Source organism: Methylophilus sp. (assembly GCF_008015755.1).
Taxonomy (GTDB): Bacteria; Pseudomonadota; Gammaproteobacteria; order Burkholderiales; family Methylophilaceae; genus Methylophilus.
Window position 1 is genome coordinate 1 of sequence record NZ_SSGF01000006.1, and the last position, 16,071, is coordinate 16,071.

The window sequence follows — 16,071 nt, forward strand, 5'->3', positions numbered from 1 at the left end:
ACTTTGGGTTCAACTTTGGGTTCAACTTTGGGTTCAACTTTGGGTTCAACTTTGGGTTCAACTTTGGGTTCAACTTTGGGTTCAACTTTGGGTTCAACTTTGGGTTCAACTTTGGGTTCAATTTTGGGTTCAATTTTGGGTTCAATTTTGGGTTGAATAACTGGGGAAGACTTTACTGCCACGGCGGCTGGTTCTGGTGCCACCAGAGGCTTGGCAGGCTCGGTTTTAGACAATTTTTGTGGAGCAACAGCGACGCTTGCAGCGGGCGGCGTTTCTTCAATCTGCGCCTCAGGGACTTCTTGTGCATTGCTTGCAGCCGCCGTGGTTTCAGGCGTATTGGCGGGCGCGACTTCGTTATCCAGCACCACTTCATCATCCGGCAACTCGAGGATAGGCTCACGGTTGGCCTGGCGGTTCACAACGGTGATTTCTACATTGTCGTGGCTAGATTCAATCACTCTGTCTTTGAGCACAAAAGGCAGCACAATCAACATCAAAATCACCAGAGTGATTGCACCTACCAACCGCCTGCGGGCCGTTTTCTTGAGCAACAATTCGTTGTCTGTCAAAGCATCTCTCGCCATTATGTTTTGAAGTTCTTACTCAGATCCATGTGCATTTATGCGCGCCATTGATCAGGCGTTAATTCCAGTATTGCAGCCACGGTAAAGAATGAGCCGAACACGATAATTTTATCATTTTTTGCTGCTTTTTTATAAGCGCTCTGCAATGCAGCTGCTAAATCACTATGCGGATAAATATGTGCCAATGGGACCCTCTGGCTTAAACACGATTGCAAATAATCCATGCTGGCGGCGCGAGGATGGTCGATGGCGGCAATATGCCACGCATGAATCACCGGATGCAGAATATCCACCACGCTACCAATATCCTTGTCAGACAACATCGAGAAAACAGCAATCACCTGGCCGCCATCAGCACTCAGGCGCTGCAGGTTATCATGCAATGCACGCGCGGCATGCGGGTTGTGCGCAACATCCAGAATCACGTCAGGCGACTGTTGTAGGTATTGAAAGCGGCCAGTGACTTCAGTCGCCGTTAATGCATGCAGTAGTTGCGCTTGTGCAACGGGTAAACGGTTCTGCAAGGCGCGCACGGCAAAGATCACATTAGCGGCATTGTTCCACTGGTAGTGACCAAATAAGCGCAAGTTGCCAATGTCGAGCGCGCCTTGCGCGTCATGATAATGCGCACGCTGCGTGTCAGAAAGGTCAATCTGATAATCGAGACCAAAGCGGTTTAATTTCACGCCCAGCGCCTCGGCGTAAGCCAATAACGAGTCTGGCGGTAAAGCATCGCCACAAATGGCGACTTGTTTCTGGCGATAAATACCGGCCTTTTCGTGACCAATCAACTCGCGGGTATCGCCAAGAAATTCCATATGGTCAAGGTCGACATTGGTCACAATGGCGCAATCGGCATCGACAATATTGACCGCATCCAGGCGACCGCCCAGGCCGACTTCGAGAATGACTACATCCAGCGGTTGTTGCTCAAACGCCCACAATGCCGCCAGTGTGCCCATTTCAAAATAGGTCAGCGTGACATCTCCACGCGCCTGCTCTACGGCGGCAAAAGCGTCACACAGCAGCGCATCGGCAATCACATGGCCATTAAAGCGCACGCGCTCCTGATAATGCACTAAATGGGGGGAGGTGTAACAGCCGACCTGGTGACCGGCAGTGCTGTAGATGCGCTCCAGCATGGCGCAGGTAGACCCTTTGCCATTGGTGCCACCAACGGTGATCACGGTAAACGGAAATTGTAGCTGCAAACGCGCTGCAACCGTTTGCACCCGCCCCAAACCCATTTCTATGGATTTGGGATGTAACGATTCAATGTAGCCAAGCCAACCATCAACAGTTTGCGGAAGCCCGGATATCACTGGTGGCATCAGGCAGCTTTGGTAATATTCAAGAAATTAGCCAGCAACTGGCTCAATTTGGTACGCATCTCACGACGGTCAATGATCATGTCAATCGCGCCATGCGTCAGTAGAAATTCTGCGCGTTGAAAGCCTTCAGGCAAGGTTTCACGCACGGTTTGCTCAATCACGCGTGGGCCGGCAAAGCCGATCAGTGCATTCGGCTCAGCCACAATCACATCGCCTAGCATCGCAAAGCTGGCTGATACGCCGCCCATGGTCGGGTCCGTCAACACTGAAACATATGGCAACCCTGCTTCAGACAGCTTGGTCAATGCAGCGCTGGTTTTAGCCATTTGCATCAATGACAGCAAGCCCTCTTGCATACGTGCGCCGCCACTAGCAGAAATACAGATAAAGGCAGACTTGTGCTGAATCGCATCTTGTACGCCACGCACAAAACGCTCGCCGACCACAGAACCCATGGAGCCGCCCATAAACTTGAATTCAAACACAGCGGCGACGACAGGCACACCATCAATTGCGCCGCGCATCACAATCAGCGCATCTTTTTCTTTCACATCACGCTGAGCCGCTTTCATGCGCTCGGCGTATGTTTTACTGTCTTTAAACTTGAGCGCATCAACCGGGCTCACATCAGCACCGATTTCAACCCGGCCCTCAGCATCCAACAACACATTCAGGCGATCACGCGCACCGAGACGGTGATGATGGCCACACTGCGGGCATACTTCCAGATTGGCATCCAGGTCAGTACGATAAAGCACCGTTTGGCAGGCATCACATTTATGCCATAAGCCTTCAGGCACATTACGCTTTTGTACAGAACCAACAGCACGTTTAATTTTTTGTGGAATCTTGTCTAACCAACTCATAGCTTCTCCTGCTTTGATATTGCGATATTCTGAGGACATAGATTTAACGCCCTATACAGAGTCAATCGCAGCACGCAACTCATGCATTAATGCCTGCACATTCGCAACCAGATTGCCGGCGTCAGAACTTTCAATCGCCAGCACCATGCGACTACCGACCACGACGGCATCCGCAATCGCAGCTACTTCACGTGCTGTGGCAGCATCTTTCACGCCGAATCCAACACCTATCGGCATGCTGGTTTGTTTACGGATGTCTGCCACGCGTTTTTTCACTTCTACAATATCCAGGTTAGCTGCCCCGGTCACGCCTTTAAGCGAGACGTAATATAGGAAGCCCGTGGCCTGCTTCACAATCAATTCAGTCCGGGATGGTTCGGTGGTCGGCGATAGCAGAAAAATGCTGTCAATATCGGCGGCAGCCAGTTGCTGATTAAATACCTCGCACTCCTCAGGTGGATAATCCACCGTCAGTACACCATCCACGCCCGAATCTTTGGCCAACGCTACGAACTGCGCGCTGCCCATGGCTTCGATTGGGTTGGCATAACCCATCAATACGATAGGGGTTGTTTGATTGGTTTCGCGAAACGCTTTGACCATCGCCAGCACTTTACGCAGGCCCATTTTGTGTACCAATGCACGCTCACTGGCGCGCTGGATCACCGGACCATCTGCCATAGGATCAGAAAAAGGCACGCCTAGCTCGATCATGTCGGCGCCCGCCTCTACCAAGGCATGCAACAAAGGCACGGTATGATCTGGATGTGGGTCACCGGCCGTAATGTAGGGAATCAGTGCCTTTTTACCTTGCGCCTTAAGCGTGGCGAATACAGATTGAATGCGAGACATAAGAGTGCTTTTTAAATTAATTCAAATAAAGACCGAAGAATTGTCGTGCTGTTTGCGCTGGATAATCTTTTTCCAGCGCAAACAGCAGCAGAGGTTACAAGCTAATATTAGCTAAACGCGCTACGGTGTTGATGTCTTTGTCACCGCGACCGGAAAGGTTTACCAGTACGACTTGGTCCGGAGACATGGTTTTGGCAAGCTTTTCTGCATAGGCCAGTGCATGACTGGATTCCAAGGCAGGAATAATGCCTTCAGTGCGGCACAGATTATGAAATGCAGCCATAGCTTCTTCGTCAGTAATCGCCACATATTCAGCACGATTGATGTCTTTTAACCAGGCATGCTCTGGGCCGACGCCTGGATAGTCCAAGCCTGCAGAAATAGAATGTGTTTCGATGATATTGCCGTCCTCATCTTGCATCAGGTAAGTACGGTTGCCGTGCAACACGCCGATCGGACTATTGGCGGTTAATGGTGCGGCGTGCTGACCAGTACTCAATCCATGACCACCGGCTTCAACACCTATTAAGCGCACACCTTCTACATCAATGTATGGATAAAAAATCCCCATAGCGTTAGAGCCACCACCAACACAGGCGACAACCGCATCTGGCTGGCGGCCTATCATTTCCTGCATTTGCTCTTTGGCTTCAATGCCAATGATCGCTTGAAAATCACGTACCATCATCGGGTAAGGATGTGGGCCAGCCACGGTGCCGATAATGTAAAAAGTATTGGAAATATTGGTCACCCAGTCACGCATGGCTTCATTCAATGCGTCTTTGAGGGTTTTGGAGCCACTCTCGACGGGTACAACCGTAGCACCGAGCAGCTTCATACGGAATACATTAGGCGCTTGACGCTTCACGTCTTCCGCGCCCATGTACACCACACATTCCAGGCCCAAACGTGCAGCAATGGTTGCTGTCGCCACACCATGCTGGCCTGCGCCAGTTTCTGCAATCACGCGTGGCTTACCCATGCGTTTGGCCAACAATGCCTGACCAATGGTGTTGTTGATTTTATGCGCACCGGTGTGGTTTAAATCTTCACGCTTGAGATAGATTTGCGCGCCACCGACTTTGTCGGAGAGGCGCTTCGCGTGGTAAATCGGGCTAGGACGACCGACAAAATGCTTAAGGTCATAAGCATACTCAGCCAAAAACTCAGGGTCGTGACGATACTTCTCATACATCACCCGCAACTCATCCAGAGCTTCAACCAACGTTTCTGAAACAAAAACGCCACCAAAAGGGCCAAAATGACCGTGCTCATCTGGCATGTCATAGACTTGCATGCATTACTCCGTCTCTCGTTTTTTACTCAAACCGCCCATTACGTTCTGCATCACACTGCATCACACTGCATCACCTGCTGCATGAATGCAGCTATCTTTTGCGGGGACTTAATCCCCTTTTGCGCTTCCACCCCGCCACTCACGTCCAGCGCATAAGGCTGCACCTGACGTGCGGCTTGCATGACATTGTCAGGATTCAAACCACCCGCCAATATGATTGGCTTTTGCAAACCGGCAGGAATCAAAGACCAGTCAAATGCTTCACCAGTGCCGCCTACCGCTTTTTCGGAGTAAGTATCCAACAACAAAGCAGTCGCTGACGCAAAATCAAGCTCGCATTGTACCAAATTTAGCCCTGGTTTGACGCGGATTGCTTTGTAATATGGCAGATTAAATTGCGCGCAATAGTCTGCAGATTCATCGCCGTGAAACTGCAAACAATCCAGACCTGCAACGGCAATCACCTGTTGCACCTCTTCGACCTCCGCATTCACAAACAAGCCGACCTTACTCACAAACGGCGGCAAGCTGGCGGTGATGTTTGACACTTGCGCTGCAGTCACCGCTCGCGGACTAGGGGCATAAAATACAAAGCCCAAAGCATCTGCCCCTGCTGCAATGGCCGTCAGCGCATCGTCCAAACGGGTGATTCCGCAAATTTTAACCCTAGTTCTTGTCATGTTTTTTTGAGTCACTCTCTTTAATCCCAGCAAGCCTCAGAAGACGGCAATTCCCAGCTGGGGTCATAATCGACACCGGTAAAATACAGGCCATCCGGCATAAATGTGGGCGGTGAAAGACGTCTATCCTGGTGCTGCAACAAGTCAGCAAATTCGGCGACGCTTAATTTGCCTTGGCCAACATAGACCAGGGCACCAACCATATTGCGAATCTGATGTTGCAAAAAGGCATTCGCCTGAAAGCTAAAAATAATGTAACGACCGTGTTGCCTCACCTCTGCGCGATGCATGGTACGCACAGGCGTGCTGGCCTGACATTCACTGGCGCGAAATGCACTGAAATCATGCTCGCCTAGCAGCACTGGGACGGCCTGCTGCATCGCTTCAAGCTTGAGCGGCCGGTGGTACCAACCCACACGTCCATGCTGGCTTGCGGGTGCCACGGCATGATTGTAGAGCACGTACTGGTAACTACGGGCACGGGCACTAAACCTGGCGTGAAAATCATCCGCAACCTCAGCCGCCCACAACACCCTTACCCAGGCAGGCAAATGGGCATTGGCCCCTCGTACCCAAGCGCTCAATGGCCTGACCACAGAGGTTTCAAAATGCGCCACCTGCATCAAGGCATGCACGCCAGAGTCGGTACGCCCGGCCGCATGCAAACGTACTTTTTCGCCACCGACCGCGGCAATCGCAGACTCAATCGCATCCTGTACGCCCAATGCATTCGGCTGACTTTGCCACCCCTGAAAATAGGCGCCGTGATATTCAATGCCAATCGCAATTTTCATGGCGCCTAGTATAAGGGCTGCCTGCGATTACGCCAAATCAGGCCACCCCTGCTTTGTGCTAGCCCATAAATGAACAAGGCCGGAAACCCGGCCTTGATTTACACGATTTTTGCAAGCAGTTCACTCGCTCGCTGCCGTTGCCGTTCACCACCTTCGGCAAGCACTTCATCAATCAGTTCCTTGGCACCCACCACATCTTCCATATCGATATAAGCCTGAATCAAGTCCAGCTTGGTGTTCACTTCTTCTGGCTCATCGGCAATCGCGTCAGTGTTGCTTGCCGCAGCTTCAGCCACATCTAGCGAAATCTCAGGAAATGCAGCACTGTCTGCTGCCATCTCTTCCATGGCTGGCGCCTCATTTAATGCTGCTTCAGCAGAGCCGAGGCTGATTTCTTCAATCTCTAGCGCATCCTCATCTATGGCGCCAGCCTTAACCGCGTCATTAGGGCCGCCCAATTCCAGCGACAACTCAGGCAAAGATTCAAACACAGCATCTTCACTGGACAATGTTGGCTCACCTGGCGCGGTAGACAAAGACTGACTCATCCCAGCATCAGCACTTTGCGCACTGTCATCCAGATTCAGAGAAGGTAAGTCTAGCGCCTTAGGCTTCAATGCCAAATCAGTCTCTACACCTGCATCATCAGCCAAGCGATCAGCTACCGGTGTCTCGACAACAGAGTCAACCTCAAAGCGCAGCGGATTGGCCGCAGCTGCCAGTTCGGCTGACTGCGTTTGCGCAAATTCAATTGCTGTGTCAGTCGCTTGTGGCGTTGCCACATCAGCAGGTACGTCCACTGAAAAGGTTTCTGCATCACTCGCGACAGCGGGTGTTTCGGCCAAGGATGATATTGTTGCTGCCTCTGCAGCTGCGGCGACATTGACCGGGCGTACAGCCGATTCTTCGCTAGCCGCCACAGCTTCTGACGCACCATCAAACTCTAATGCAGGCGCCTCAAAATTAAAATGATAGGCATCCTCTTCGTTTTCGTTTTGCGCCTCCGTCACTGGCAAGGCGGCTGTTGAAGCCACTATAGAAGCATCGCTAGCGCCCGATGGCACGCTTTGGTAGAACGCATTATCAGGATCCAGCTTTTGACCCATCGCACTGATTTTTGCCCAGGTAGCATCTGCAGACCCGGCTTTGGCATAAACGTCGCCAGCCAAAGACTCAAATGCCGCTTTATTGCCAGTTGTTTGATAAATTTCCAGCAACTTCAATTTGAGTTCCTGACGCTCAGGGTCTTTTTGAATCGCATCTTTAAGGATCTCTTCGGCTTGGGCGTCACGACCATAGGCCATATACACCTCTGCCTCGGCAATCGGGTCTACGTCATGCGAATCTATCATGCCGCCGACACCGCTTTGAGAGAAGTCAGTTAAGAATGAGGTGTCGCCAGAGGCCGCTGCCTGTGTATCGCCGAACACGGTATTGTTCTGCATTTCGGTGGCGGGTGACGTCACGATGACGTCTTCAAAATTATCAATCTGCTTTTTACGACGGATACGGATCAACGCCCACACACAAAGCAACACAGGCAATGCAATTAAGGCCAAGGGCAAGACTGGGCTAATATTTTTTAGCCGCTCAAACAACACATGCATAAAGGACGGCTGCGGCACCGCAACGTCTGTCGCTGAAGCGTCAACCGCGACTTCGGGCTTCGCTGCTTCGGCGACAGGTGCAGGTTTCTCTGCAACAGCAGGCACTGGGGATGCGGGCTGCGCTGTGGCTTTATCCTCAGTAGCGGCTTTAGGCGTAGCCTGCGCTTCTGGTTTTGCCTCTACTTTAGGTTCGTTTTTTGCCTGGGCAGCTGCATTTTCTTCTGCTTGCGCCATGGCACTATTCTTCATGTCCATCAACTTCTTCATGTCTGCGACTTGTTTCTCAAGCGCAGCAGCACGAGACTGTTCTTCTTTAATGGCATTTGCCTTGGCAGTGGCATCTTCTTGTGCCGCAGTCGCTGAGGCCTTAGACGCCGTTTTATCCGCTTGAGTGGTCGACTTTTCATCACCAGCAGACAGTTTCAAGACATCTTTACCTGGCTTGGCCTGAGGCGCTGGCTTCTCACCTGCCGCGCCAATTTTGCCTGCGGATTGCTGTGTATTGCCACCTGTTTGACTAGCTGCGCTCTCCTTAACCACTTTCGCCAGTGAATTTTTGTAGGCTTGCCAATTTGTCGCATGTTCAGCAATCAAGGTTTTTGCTTGTGGACGGCTAATGCTATCTAAGGTTGCCTGGTCTGGCAGGCGAATAATTTTGCCCACCTTTAAGCGGTTCATGTTTTTACCATCAAACGCCTGCTGGTTAGACTGGTAAAGTGCCACCAGCATTTGCTCAACGCTGACGTTGTCCGGCTTCATTTGCCTGGCAATCGCATACAAAGTATCGCCACGCTCTGTCGTCAAGGCATCTTTTGTGTCCGCTAGCGTCTCGTCAGCGACAGCTTTAGGCACTGACTTGGTGATTGCTGACTTGGATGGTAGTGGCTTTCTGGCTTCTGGCGCAGTGTTCTGCGTTACCTCGCGAGGGATGGCGGCCGGAGCGCTACTCGTGGGCGCAGGTGTCACTGTCCGAGCACTTTGCGGCAGCCCGCCAGATTCAGACACATAGTTAGAGTTAAAGCCAGGGGGATCCAGCAACAAGGTGTATTCCTTGACCAGGCGGCCGGTCGGCCAATCTACCTGAATTAACATATCCAAAAAGGCTTCGGTAATCGGTTGCGAGCTGGTCAGCTTAAGGATGGGCTGACCTTTGGTATTGTTGCCAACTTCAATTTTAATAAAAGGGTAAGAAGCCGGTTTTTCCAGCATCTGGTCCTGATAGACCTGTTCGCTCGCCAGCGCAGCTTGAATGCTGTTGAGTTCGCTGGGCGTGACTGCCAACAGCTCAATTTCCGCATTAAGCGGCTCCCCGAGTTTTGAGCTGGAAATCATGCCCCCCAAACCGGCGGCATGCGCCGAGAGGGCCGTACTCAAACTCAAGGCAAAGGCTATTTTTTTTAATTGAAATTTACTCACCGATTAACCCTTATTCATTCATGGCGTTTGTCAAAATAGCATCATTCAGACAGCCACGCAAGCGCGCCCAGGCGGCTTTGGAGCAATAAATACACCGATTTGAAGCTATAGTCCCCATTAAACAGGATTATATAAAAAGTAAAAGCCCGAAAAGACCATGATTTCATTAATAAATCATGGCTTTACGGGCTGCTACTTAAGCAATTACTTAAGCTTCGACCAGAATTCTCAACATCCGGCGCAAAGGCTCTGCCGCACCCCACAACAATTGGTCACCCACAGTGAACGCCGACAGATATTCACCGCCCATCGCCAGCTTGCGCAAACGGCCAACTGGCGTGGTCAATGTGCCGGTAATGGCCGCAGGGGTCAGTTGAGTCATGCTGTCCATACGCTGATTTGTCACCACTTTAGCCCAGTCGTTGGCCTCAGAGAGCATCTGATGGATTTCATCCATAGGCACATCCTGACGCAACTTGATGGTCAAGGCCTGTGAGTGACAGCGCATGGCGCCGATGCGCACACACAAACCGTCAATTACAATCGGATTAGCTTCACGCCCTAAAATCTTGTTAGTCTCGACGCCGCCCTTCCACTCCTCTTTGCTCTGGCCATTGCCCAGGTCTTTATCAATCCATGGGATCAGGCTTCCAGCCAGTGGCACACCAAAATTGGCATGTGGCAAATCATCACTGCGGATGGTATCTGCAACGGTTTGATCAATCTGCAGAATCGCTGAAGCTGGATCTGCGAGCAAACCAGCAACAGAAGCATTGATCACACCCATCTGGCTAATCAGTTCACGCATATTCTGCGCACCCGCGCCTGAAGCGGCCTGGTAAGTCATAGACGTTGCCCACTCCACCAGATCAGCCTTAAACAGGCCATTCAGCGCCATCAACATCAATGACACAGTACAGTTGCCGCCGATCCAGTTTTTGCCGCCTTTGGCCAAGGCATCCTTAATCACATGCATGTTGACCGGATCCAAGACAATTACCGAGTCTTGCTCCATGCGCAAGGTAGAGGCCGCATCAATCCAGTGCCCTTGCCAGCCCGTGGCGCGCAATTGCAAAAACACTTCGCTGGTGTAGTCACCACCCTGACAGGTGACAATGACATCCATCTGACGCAATGCATCAATATTTTTAGCATCTTTCAGCGCAGGAGAATCCTTGCCTACCTGAGGCGCAGCGCCACCTGTTTGCGAGGTGGTAAAAAACTGCGGCTCAATATCCGCAAAATCATTTTCCTGCATCATGCGCTGCATCAGCACGGATCCAACCATGCCACGCCAGCCTACAAACCCTACTTTTAACATAGTGACTCGATATTTCAGCCGGTACTCCCGGCATTAAATTGATTATTTGGAAGATTTCTGAACCGCTTCGCCCGCTTGTTCAATATCTTTACCCATACCATTAATGGTGTTGCAACCTGCCAATACCAACACCGTCAATACTAATGTCACCCATTTCGCCATGCTTCTCTCCCAATGACTAATCTCTGAAATTACCGTATTTTAAAGGGAAATCGGTAATGTTTTTTTTCACAAAAGCAATCGCCTCTTGCAGCACATCGCGTTTGGCGCCATTCACACGCACCGTGTCACCCTGAATCGTCGCCTGCACCTTCATGCCGCTATCTTTAATCAGCTTGGTGATTTTTTTGGCCAGATCGCTATCAATGCCATCCTGCACGCGCAGATCCTGTTTCACCTTATTACCAGAGACCTTCTGCACATCCTTGTGTTCCAGACGTTTGGAAGACTCGGGCTCTTTCTTTTCCATGGATGGCAACAGAATATCTTTCACCTGATCCAATTGGAAATCATTATCACCAAACAGGGTGATGACTTTGTCTTTTTCGTTGAAATCAATTTTGGCCGACGTGCCCTTGAAGTCATACCGATTGGTGATCTGCTTGCTGGCAGCATCAATCGAGTTCTTCAAGTTCACCATATCGACTTCAGACGTAATATCAAAGCTTGGCATATATACTCTCTCCTACACCAACTAGAAATTGCGCAGCTTGAGCAAGGCATACGCCCACAGGCAGTACATTAAGTACGACAAGAGCGTATAACACCGCTCAAGCAAGCAAGTTTGGTTGGACTTATTCGAAGTGGCAGACGTAGTCTACAGTTTCTAAAACCTCAATATCAAAACTGGAGTTACCAGGCACCGTAAACTTCTCGCCGCCTTTATAAGTGGTCCAGTTTTCTTCGTCTTTTTGACGTACCTTGCAGACACCGTCATTAATTTCCATCAGCTCAGGTGAGCCGGTGTTAAATGTCAGTGTGCTAGGGAAAATTACGCCCACGGTACAGCGCGTACCATTAGGGAACAATACGGTGTGGCTAACACATTTGCCATCGAAATAAACGTTGGCTTTCTTTTTTACGCTGACATTATCAAATTGCGCCATTTTAAATTCCTAATTAATTCCAGTTACTACAATCATAGTGACGACTATATCTTAAAACCAGGCGGACGGCATGCACAGTCATTCGCCCGCGCAGCCAGTGTTACATAGCAGCGACGATCTGGTCACCCATTTCAGAGCAAGAAACTTTCTTCGTGCCCTCTTCATAGATGTCACCCGTGCGGTAGCCTGCAGCCAATACTTTTTTCACTGCGTTTTCAATGCGGGTTGCGGCTGCTTCGTTGTCAAAGCTGTAACGCAACATCATAGCCGCCGACAAGATGGTCGCAATCGGGTTCGCCAGGTTTTTACCTGCGATATCTGGTGCTGAGCCGTGTGATGGCTCGTACAGGCCTTTTTTGCTTTCATTCAATGAGGCAGATGCCAGCATGCCGATAGAGCCAGTCAACATGGAAGCTTCGTCAGACAAGATGTCACCGAAGATGTTACCGGTCACCATCACGTCAAATTGTTTTGGGTTGCGGATCAGCTGCATGGCAGCATTGTCGACATACATATGGCTCAGCTCCACTTCCGGGTACTCTTTCGCCACGTCAATGACGATTTCTTTCCAGAACTCGGTCGTTTCCAGCACGTTGGCTTTGTCGACAGAACACAGCTTCTTGCCGCGTTTCATGGCAATTTCAAATGCCACATGCGCAATACGACGCACTTCAGGCTCGCTGTAAATCATAGTGTTAAAGCCTTCGCGTACGCCCTGCTCGTTGGTACGCATACCACGTGGCTGGCCAAAATACACGTCACCAGTCAATTCACGCACAATCATGATGTCTAGACCGGCAACTACTTCTGGTTTCAACGTTGAGGCATTTGCCAGCTCGGGGAACAGTACAGCCGGACGCAGGTTAGCGAACAAACCCAAATCCTTACGAATCGCCAGCAAGCCACGCTCAGGACGCAAAGGGCGATCCAGGGTGTCGTACTGCGGGCCGCCAACGGCACCTAATAATACGGCGTCCGCTTTGCGACAGATGTCCTGCGTGAACTCAGGATATGGATGACCGTATTGATCATACGCCTGGCCGCCCAGTGGCGCTTCCGTAAAGGTCATGTCCAGACCTTCTTTTTTCAATACTTCGAGCACGCGCAACGCTTGCGCAATAATTTCCGGGCCGATGCCATCACCAGGCAACACAGCGATATTTAACGCCATTGTAGAGTTCCTTTATTTTAAAACCCACGCCTATGCATGGGAGATTAATTCAATTAAGCAAACAACCAAGGTTGTGCCGCTTGATGTTTTTGCTCAAAGGCTTTGATCGCGTCGGCATGCTGCAAGGTCAGGCCGATTTCGTCCAGGCCGTTGAGCAGGTTGTGCTTACGGGTGGGCGTAATATCAAAGCTGAATGACTGGCCAGACGGCGTGGTCACGACTTGCGCTTCCAAATCAACGTTCAGTGTGTAGCCTTCATTCGCCAAGCACTCTTTAAACAGGCTATCCACTTGTTCGGAAGAGGCCACAATCGGCAAAATGCCATTTTTGTAGCAGTTATTAAAGAAAATATCGGCAAAGCTAGGCGCAATGATCACGCGGAAGCCTTGGTCCTCAATCGCCCATGGCGCGTGCTCACGGGAAGAGCCACAGCCGAAATTGTCACGTGCCAGCAATACTTGCGCGCCTTGGTAACGCGGCTGGTTGAGAACAAAGTCCTTATTCAATGGGCGTGTGCTGCAATCCATGCCTGGCTCACCATAGTTGGTGTAACGCCACTCATCAAACAGATAAGGACCAAAACCGGAGCGCTTGATGGACTTTAAAAACTGCTTGGGAATAATGGCGTCGGTATCGACGTTAGCGCGGTCAAGCGGACAAACCAGGCCATTTAAAGTAGTAAATGCTTTCATAGTGTTCTCCTCTTACGCGCTACGCACGTCCACAAAGTGACCGGCAATCGCAGCAGCAGCAGCCATTTCCGGGCTGACCAGGTGGGTACGACCACCCGGGCCCTGGCGGCCTTCAAAGTTACGGTTGGAGGTGGAAGCACAACGCTCACCTGGACTCAGGCGATCTGAATTCATGGCCAGGCACATGGAACAGCCTGGTTCACGCCATTCAAAACCGGCTTCAATAAAAATCTTGTCCAAGCCTTCAGCCTCAGCCTGGCGCTTGACCTGGCCAGAGCCTGGCACCACCATTGCCAGCTTGATATTGCTAGCGACTTTTTTGCCTTTGGCGACACCAGCCGCAGCGCGCAAGTCTTCAATACGTGAGTTCGTGCATGAGCCAATAAAAATCTTATCCAGCTGAATTTGATCTAGCGGCGTATTTGCAGTCAGGCCCATATATTTCAAGGCATTTTCGATACTGGTACGCTTGGTCGCATCGGCTTCTTGTGCCGGATCAGGCACAGTAGAACCAATCGGCAGCACTTGCTCAGGCGACGTGCCCCAAGTCACTTGCGGGGCGATCTCTGCACCATTCAATACCACTACCGTGTCAAATGTAGCGTCCGCTTCTGACTTCAGTGTGCTCCAGTAAGTCACGGCCTTGGTCCAGTTGTCGCCTTTAGGCGCATGCAGGCGGCCCTCAAGGTAAGCCGCTGTTTTCTCGTCCGGCGCCACCAGACCTGCGCGTGCACCGGCTTCAATCGCCATGTTACACAGCGTCATACGACCTTCCATGGACAAACCACGAATCACTTCACCACCAAACTCAATGGCATAACCAGTACCGCCAGCGGTACCAATCTTGCCGATAATCGCCAGCGCGACGTCTTTCGCTGTCACGCCTTTCCCTAGTTGGCCATCTACGCTTACCAGCATGCTTTTAGACTTTTTAGCCACCAGCGTTTGTGTTGCTAAAACATGTTCGACTTCTGAGGTGCCAATACCGTGCGCCAAGGCACCAAATGCACCATGGGTAGAGGTGTGGCTATCGCCGCAGACCACAGTCATGCCTGGCAGTGTGGTGCCATTTTCAGGCCCGATGACATGAATAATGCCCTGGTCTTTGTTTTTAAACGGGAAATACACCAACGCACCAAACTCTTTAATGTTGTTATCAAGTGTTTCCACTTGCAGGCGAGAGATCGGATCTTCAATGCCTTTATCCCAATCTTTGGTCGGTGTATTATGGTCTGGGTTAGCCACAATACTAGAATTACGCCAAGGCTTCCGGCCAGCCAGTCGCAGCCCTTCAAAAGCCTGTGGGCTGGTGACTTCGTGAACCAGGTGGCGGTCAATGTAAATCAAGCAGGTGCCATCTGCTTCTTCATGCACCACGTGCGATTCCCACAATTTGTCGTACAGCGTTTTACCAGCCATGACAGTTCCTTTCTTACCACACAAATATTGATAAATCTTGCGCAGAATACCTAAGTTTTAATACCCTTACAAGAAGATAGTTTATACTAGTATTAACACTAACAGGATAAACAAATCAAATGGATACGAGACGACAGGAACTCGCAGAATTTCTACAAGCCATGCGCCAGCGCGGCTCCCCGGAAGAATTCGGATTCCCGTCCGGTTCGCGCCGCCGCACACAAGGATTACGGCGTGAAGAAGTCGCACAACTGGCAAGCATCAGTGCCACCTGGTACACCTGGATTGAACAGGCTCGTGAAGTTAATGTCTCAGCTGAAGCGCTGGACAGGCTGGCAACCGCCTTGAAGTTGAGCAAGTCTGAGCGCAGCTATTTATTTGACATGGCAGACAGACGTGATCCACAAGCACATCAAAGTGAAGTCGACACAGCGCCGGAAACACTCGTTGCCATGCTCGACCAGATGCTGATACCCGCCTATGTCATGGGGCGTACCTGGGACATTCTGGCCTGGAACCAGCCAGCAGGCAGATTGTTCACCGGCCTGCTGGATGTGCCGTGGCCGACGCCTCAGCGCCCTAACCTACTGCGATTTGTATTTACCAATCCGCAAGCCCGTCAGTTTGTGGTTAATTGGGAGATGCGTGCACGTCGACTGGTCGCAGAATTCCGTGCCGACTGCCGCTCAAGGTTAGAGGAACCTGAGGTCAAGCAACTGGTCAGTGAATTAAGTACCGCCAGCGTGGAATTTACCCAATTTTGGAAACAGCACGATGTACTGGAAAGACAGGGCGGACAACGTGAATTCCAACATCCAGTGGATGGATTGATTCACTTTCAGCAAGTTACCCTGAAGCCAGTAGAGCAAGAGCAACTGAAAATGGTACTTTTGCAACCAACAACTACAGCAATTCTGTGAGAAAATGTTAACTAA

The 16,071-nt window shown here is 50.8% G+C and carries 16 protein-coding genes; 1 reads left to right on the plus strand and 15 read right to left on the minus strand.

The window, feature by feature from the left end:
- From E6Q52_RS01830 to leuC, 15 genes are all read right to left on the minus strand, one after another.
- Window positions 1–569 (minus strand): SPOR domain-containing protein (locus tag E6Q52_RS01830; RefSeq protein WP_292817783.1); only part of this gene is annotated, 569 nt, incomplete at its 3' end.
- 50 nt (window positions 570–619) lie between these two features.
- Entirely contained in the window at window positions 620–1,915 is a 1,296-nt protein-coding gene (gene folC, locus E6Q52_RS01835) for a bifunctional tetrahydrofolate synthase/dihydrofolate synthase (RefSeq protein WP_292817785.1), read from the minus strand.
- On the minus strand, window positions 1,915–2,781 hold the full coding sequence (accD, locus tag E6Q52_RS01840; protein ID WP_292817787.1) for an acetyl-CoA carboxylase, carboxyltransferase subunit beta: 867 nt from the start codon (window positions 2,779–2,781) through the stop codon (window positions 1,915–1,917). The genes folC and accD overlap by 1 nt, the downstream gene beginning before the upstream one ends.
- Window positions 2,782–2,832: 51 nt before the next feature.
- Entirely contained in the window at window positions 2,833–3,633 is an 801-nt protein-coding gene (trpA, locus tag E6Q52_RS01845; protein ID WP_292817789.1) for a tryptophan synthase subunit alpha, read from the minus strand.
- Between the two features lie 94 nt (window positions 3,634–3,727).
- Window positions 3,728–4,930, minus strand: a complete 1,203-nt coding sequence (trpB, locus tag E6Q52_RS01850) for a tryptophan synthase subunit beta (RefSeq protein ID WP_292817791.1) — start codon at window positions 4,928–4,930, stop codon at window positions 3,728–3,730.
- Between the two features lie 50 nt (window positions 4,931–4,980).
- Window positions 4,981–5,625, minus strand: coding sequence for a phosphoribosylanthranilate isomerase (locus E6Q52_RS01855; protein ID WP_292817793.1), 645 nt, complete (start codon window positions 5,623–5,625; stop codon window positions 4,981–4,983).
- A 5-nt stretch (window positions 5,626–5,630) separates the two neighbouring features.
- Window positions 5,631–6,404, minus strand: coding sequence for a tRNA pseudouridine(38-40) synthase TruA (gene truA / locus E6Q52_RS01860; RefSeq protein WP_292817795.1), 774 nt, complete (start codon window positions 6,402–6,404; stop codon window positions 5,631–5,633).
- A gap of 98 nt (window positions 6,405–6,502) precedes the next feature.
- Window positions 6,503–9,427, minus strand: coding sequence for a FimV/HubP family polar landmark protein (locus E6Q52_RS01865; RefSeq protein WP_292817797.1), 2,925 nt, complete (start codon window positions 9,425–9,427; stop codon window positions 6,503–6,505).
- Between the two features lie 208 nt (window positions 9,428–9,635).
- A complete protein-coding gene (asd, locus tag E6Q52_RS01870; protein WP_292817799.1) occupies window positions 9,636–10,748 on the minus strand; it encodes an aspartate-semialdehyde dehydrogenase in 1,113 nt (370 codons plus the stop codon).
- Between the two features lie 42 nt (window positions 10,749–10,790).
- Window positions 10,791–10,910: an entericidin A/B family lipoprotein gene (locus E6Q52_RS01875; protein ID WP_194742056.1), complete on the minus strand. Its 120-nt coding sequence runs from the start codon at window positions 10,908–10,910 to the stop codon at window positions 10,791–10,793.
- Window positions 10,911–10,926: 16 nt separating this feature from the next.
- Entirely contained in the window at window positions 10,927–11,421 is a 495-nt protein-coding gene (locus E6Q52_RS01880; protein ID WP_292817802.1) for a YajQ family cyclic di-GMP-binding protein, read from the minus strand.
- A 121-nt stretch (window positions 11,422–11,542) separates the two neighbouring features.
- Window positions 11,543–11,854 carry a pyrimidine/purine nucleoside phosphorylase gene (locus E6Q52_RS01885; protein WP_292817804.1) on the minus strand — a complete coding sequence of 104 codons (312 nt, stop codon included), beginning with the start codon at window positions 11,852–11,854 and terminating at the stop codon, window positions 11,543–11,545.
- Between the two features lie 100 nt (window positions 11,855–11,954).
- Window positions 11,955–13,025 (minus strand): 3-isopropylmalate dehydrogenase, encoded by a 1,071-nt coding sequence (gene leuB / locus E6Q52_RS01890; protein ID WP_194742059.1) that lies wholly within the window; start codon window positions 13,023–13,025, stop codon window positions 11,955–11,957.
- Between the two features lie 53 nt (window positions 13,026–13,078).
- Window positions 13,079–13,717 (minus strand): 3-isopropylmalate dehydratase small subunit, encoded by a 639-nt coding sequence (gene leuD, locus E6Q52_RS01895; protein ID WP_292817806.1) that lies wholly within the window; start codon window positions 13,715–13,717, stop codon window positions 13,079–13,081.
- A 12-nt stretch (window positions 13,718–13,729) separates the two neighbouring features.
- Window positions 13,730–15,136, minus strand: a complete 1,407-nt coding sequence (leuC, locus tag E6Q52_RS01900; protein WP_292817808.1) for a 3-isopropylmalate dehydratase large subunit — start codon at window positions 15,134–15,136, stop codon at window positions 13,730–13,732.
- 119 nt (window positions 15,137–15,255) lie between these two features.
- On the opposite strand from leuC, the gene E6Q52_RS01905 reads away from it, so the two are divergent.
- Window positions 15,256–16,056, plus strand: a complete 801-nt coding sequence (locus tag E6Q52_RS01905) for a helix-turn-helix transcriptional regulator (protein ID WP_292817810.1) — start codon at window positions 15,256–15,258, stop codon at window positions 16,054–16,056.
- Window positions 16,057–16,071 lie beyond the last annotated feature (15 nt).

What these genes read in the sequence shown, in the direction of transcription:
- folC (WP_292817785.1), bottom strand. Translation starts at nt 1,915, where the DNA reads ATGCCACCAGTGATATCCGGGCTTCCGCAAACTGTTGATGGTTGGCTT.
- accD (WP_292817787.1), bottom strand. Translation starts at nt 2,781, where the DNA reads ATGAGTTGGTTAGACAAGATTCCACAAAAAATTAAACGTGCTGTTGGT.
- trpA (WP_292817789.1), bottom strand. Translation starts at nt 3,633, where the DNA reads ATGTCTCGCATTCAATCTGTATTCGCCACGCTTAAGGCGCAAGGTAAA.
- trpB (WP_292817791.1), bottom strand. Translation starts at nt 4,930, where the DNA reads ATGCAAGTCTATGACATGCCAGATGAGCACGGTCATTTTGGCCCTTTT.
- truA (WP_292817795.1), bottom strand. Translation starts at nt 6,404, where the DNA reads ATGAAAATTGCGATTGGCATTGAATATCACGGCGCCTATTTTCAGGGG.
- asd (WP_292817799.1), bottom strand. Translation starts at nt 10,748, where the DNA reads ATGTTAAAAGTAGGGTTTGTAGGCTGGCGTGGCATGGTTGGATCCGTG.
- E6Q52_RS01875 (WP_194742056.1), bottom strand. Translation starts at nt 10,910, where the DNA reads ATGGCGAAATGGGTGACATTAGTATTGACGGTGTTGGTATTGGCAGGT.
- E6Q52_RS01880 (WP_292817802.1), bottom strand. Translation starts at nt 11,421, where the DNA reads ATGCCAAGCTTTGATATTACGTCTGAAGTCGATATGGTGAACTTGAAG.
- E6Q52_RS01885 (WP_292817804.1), bottom strand. Translation starts at nt 11,854, where the DNA reads ATGGCGCAATTTGATAATGTCAGCGTAAAAAAGAAAGCCAACGTTTAT.
- leuB (WP_194742059.1), bottom strand. Translation starts at nt 13,025, where the DNA reads ATGGCGTTAAATATCGCTGTGTTGCCTGGTGATGGCATCGGCCCGGAA.
- leuD (WP_292817806.1), bottom strand. Translation starts at nt 13,717, where the DNA reads ATGAAAGCATTTACTACTTTAAATGGCCTGGTTTGTCCGCTTGACCGC.
- leuC (WP_292817808.1), bottom strand. Translation starts at nt 15,136, where the DNA reads ATGGCTGGTAAAACGCTGTACGACAAATTGTGGGAATCGCACGTGGTG.
- E6Q52_RS01905 (WP_292817810.1), top strand. Translation starts at nt 15,256, where the DNA reads ATGGATACGAGACGACAGGAACTCGCAGAATTTCTACAAGCCATGCGC.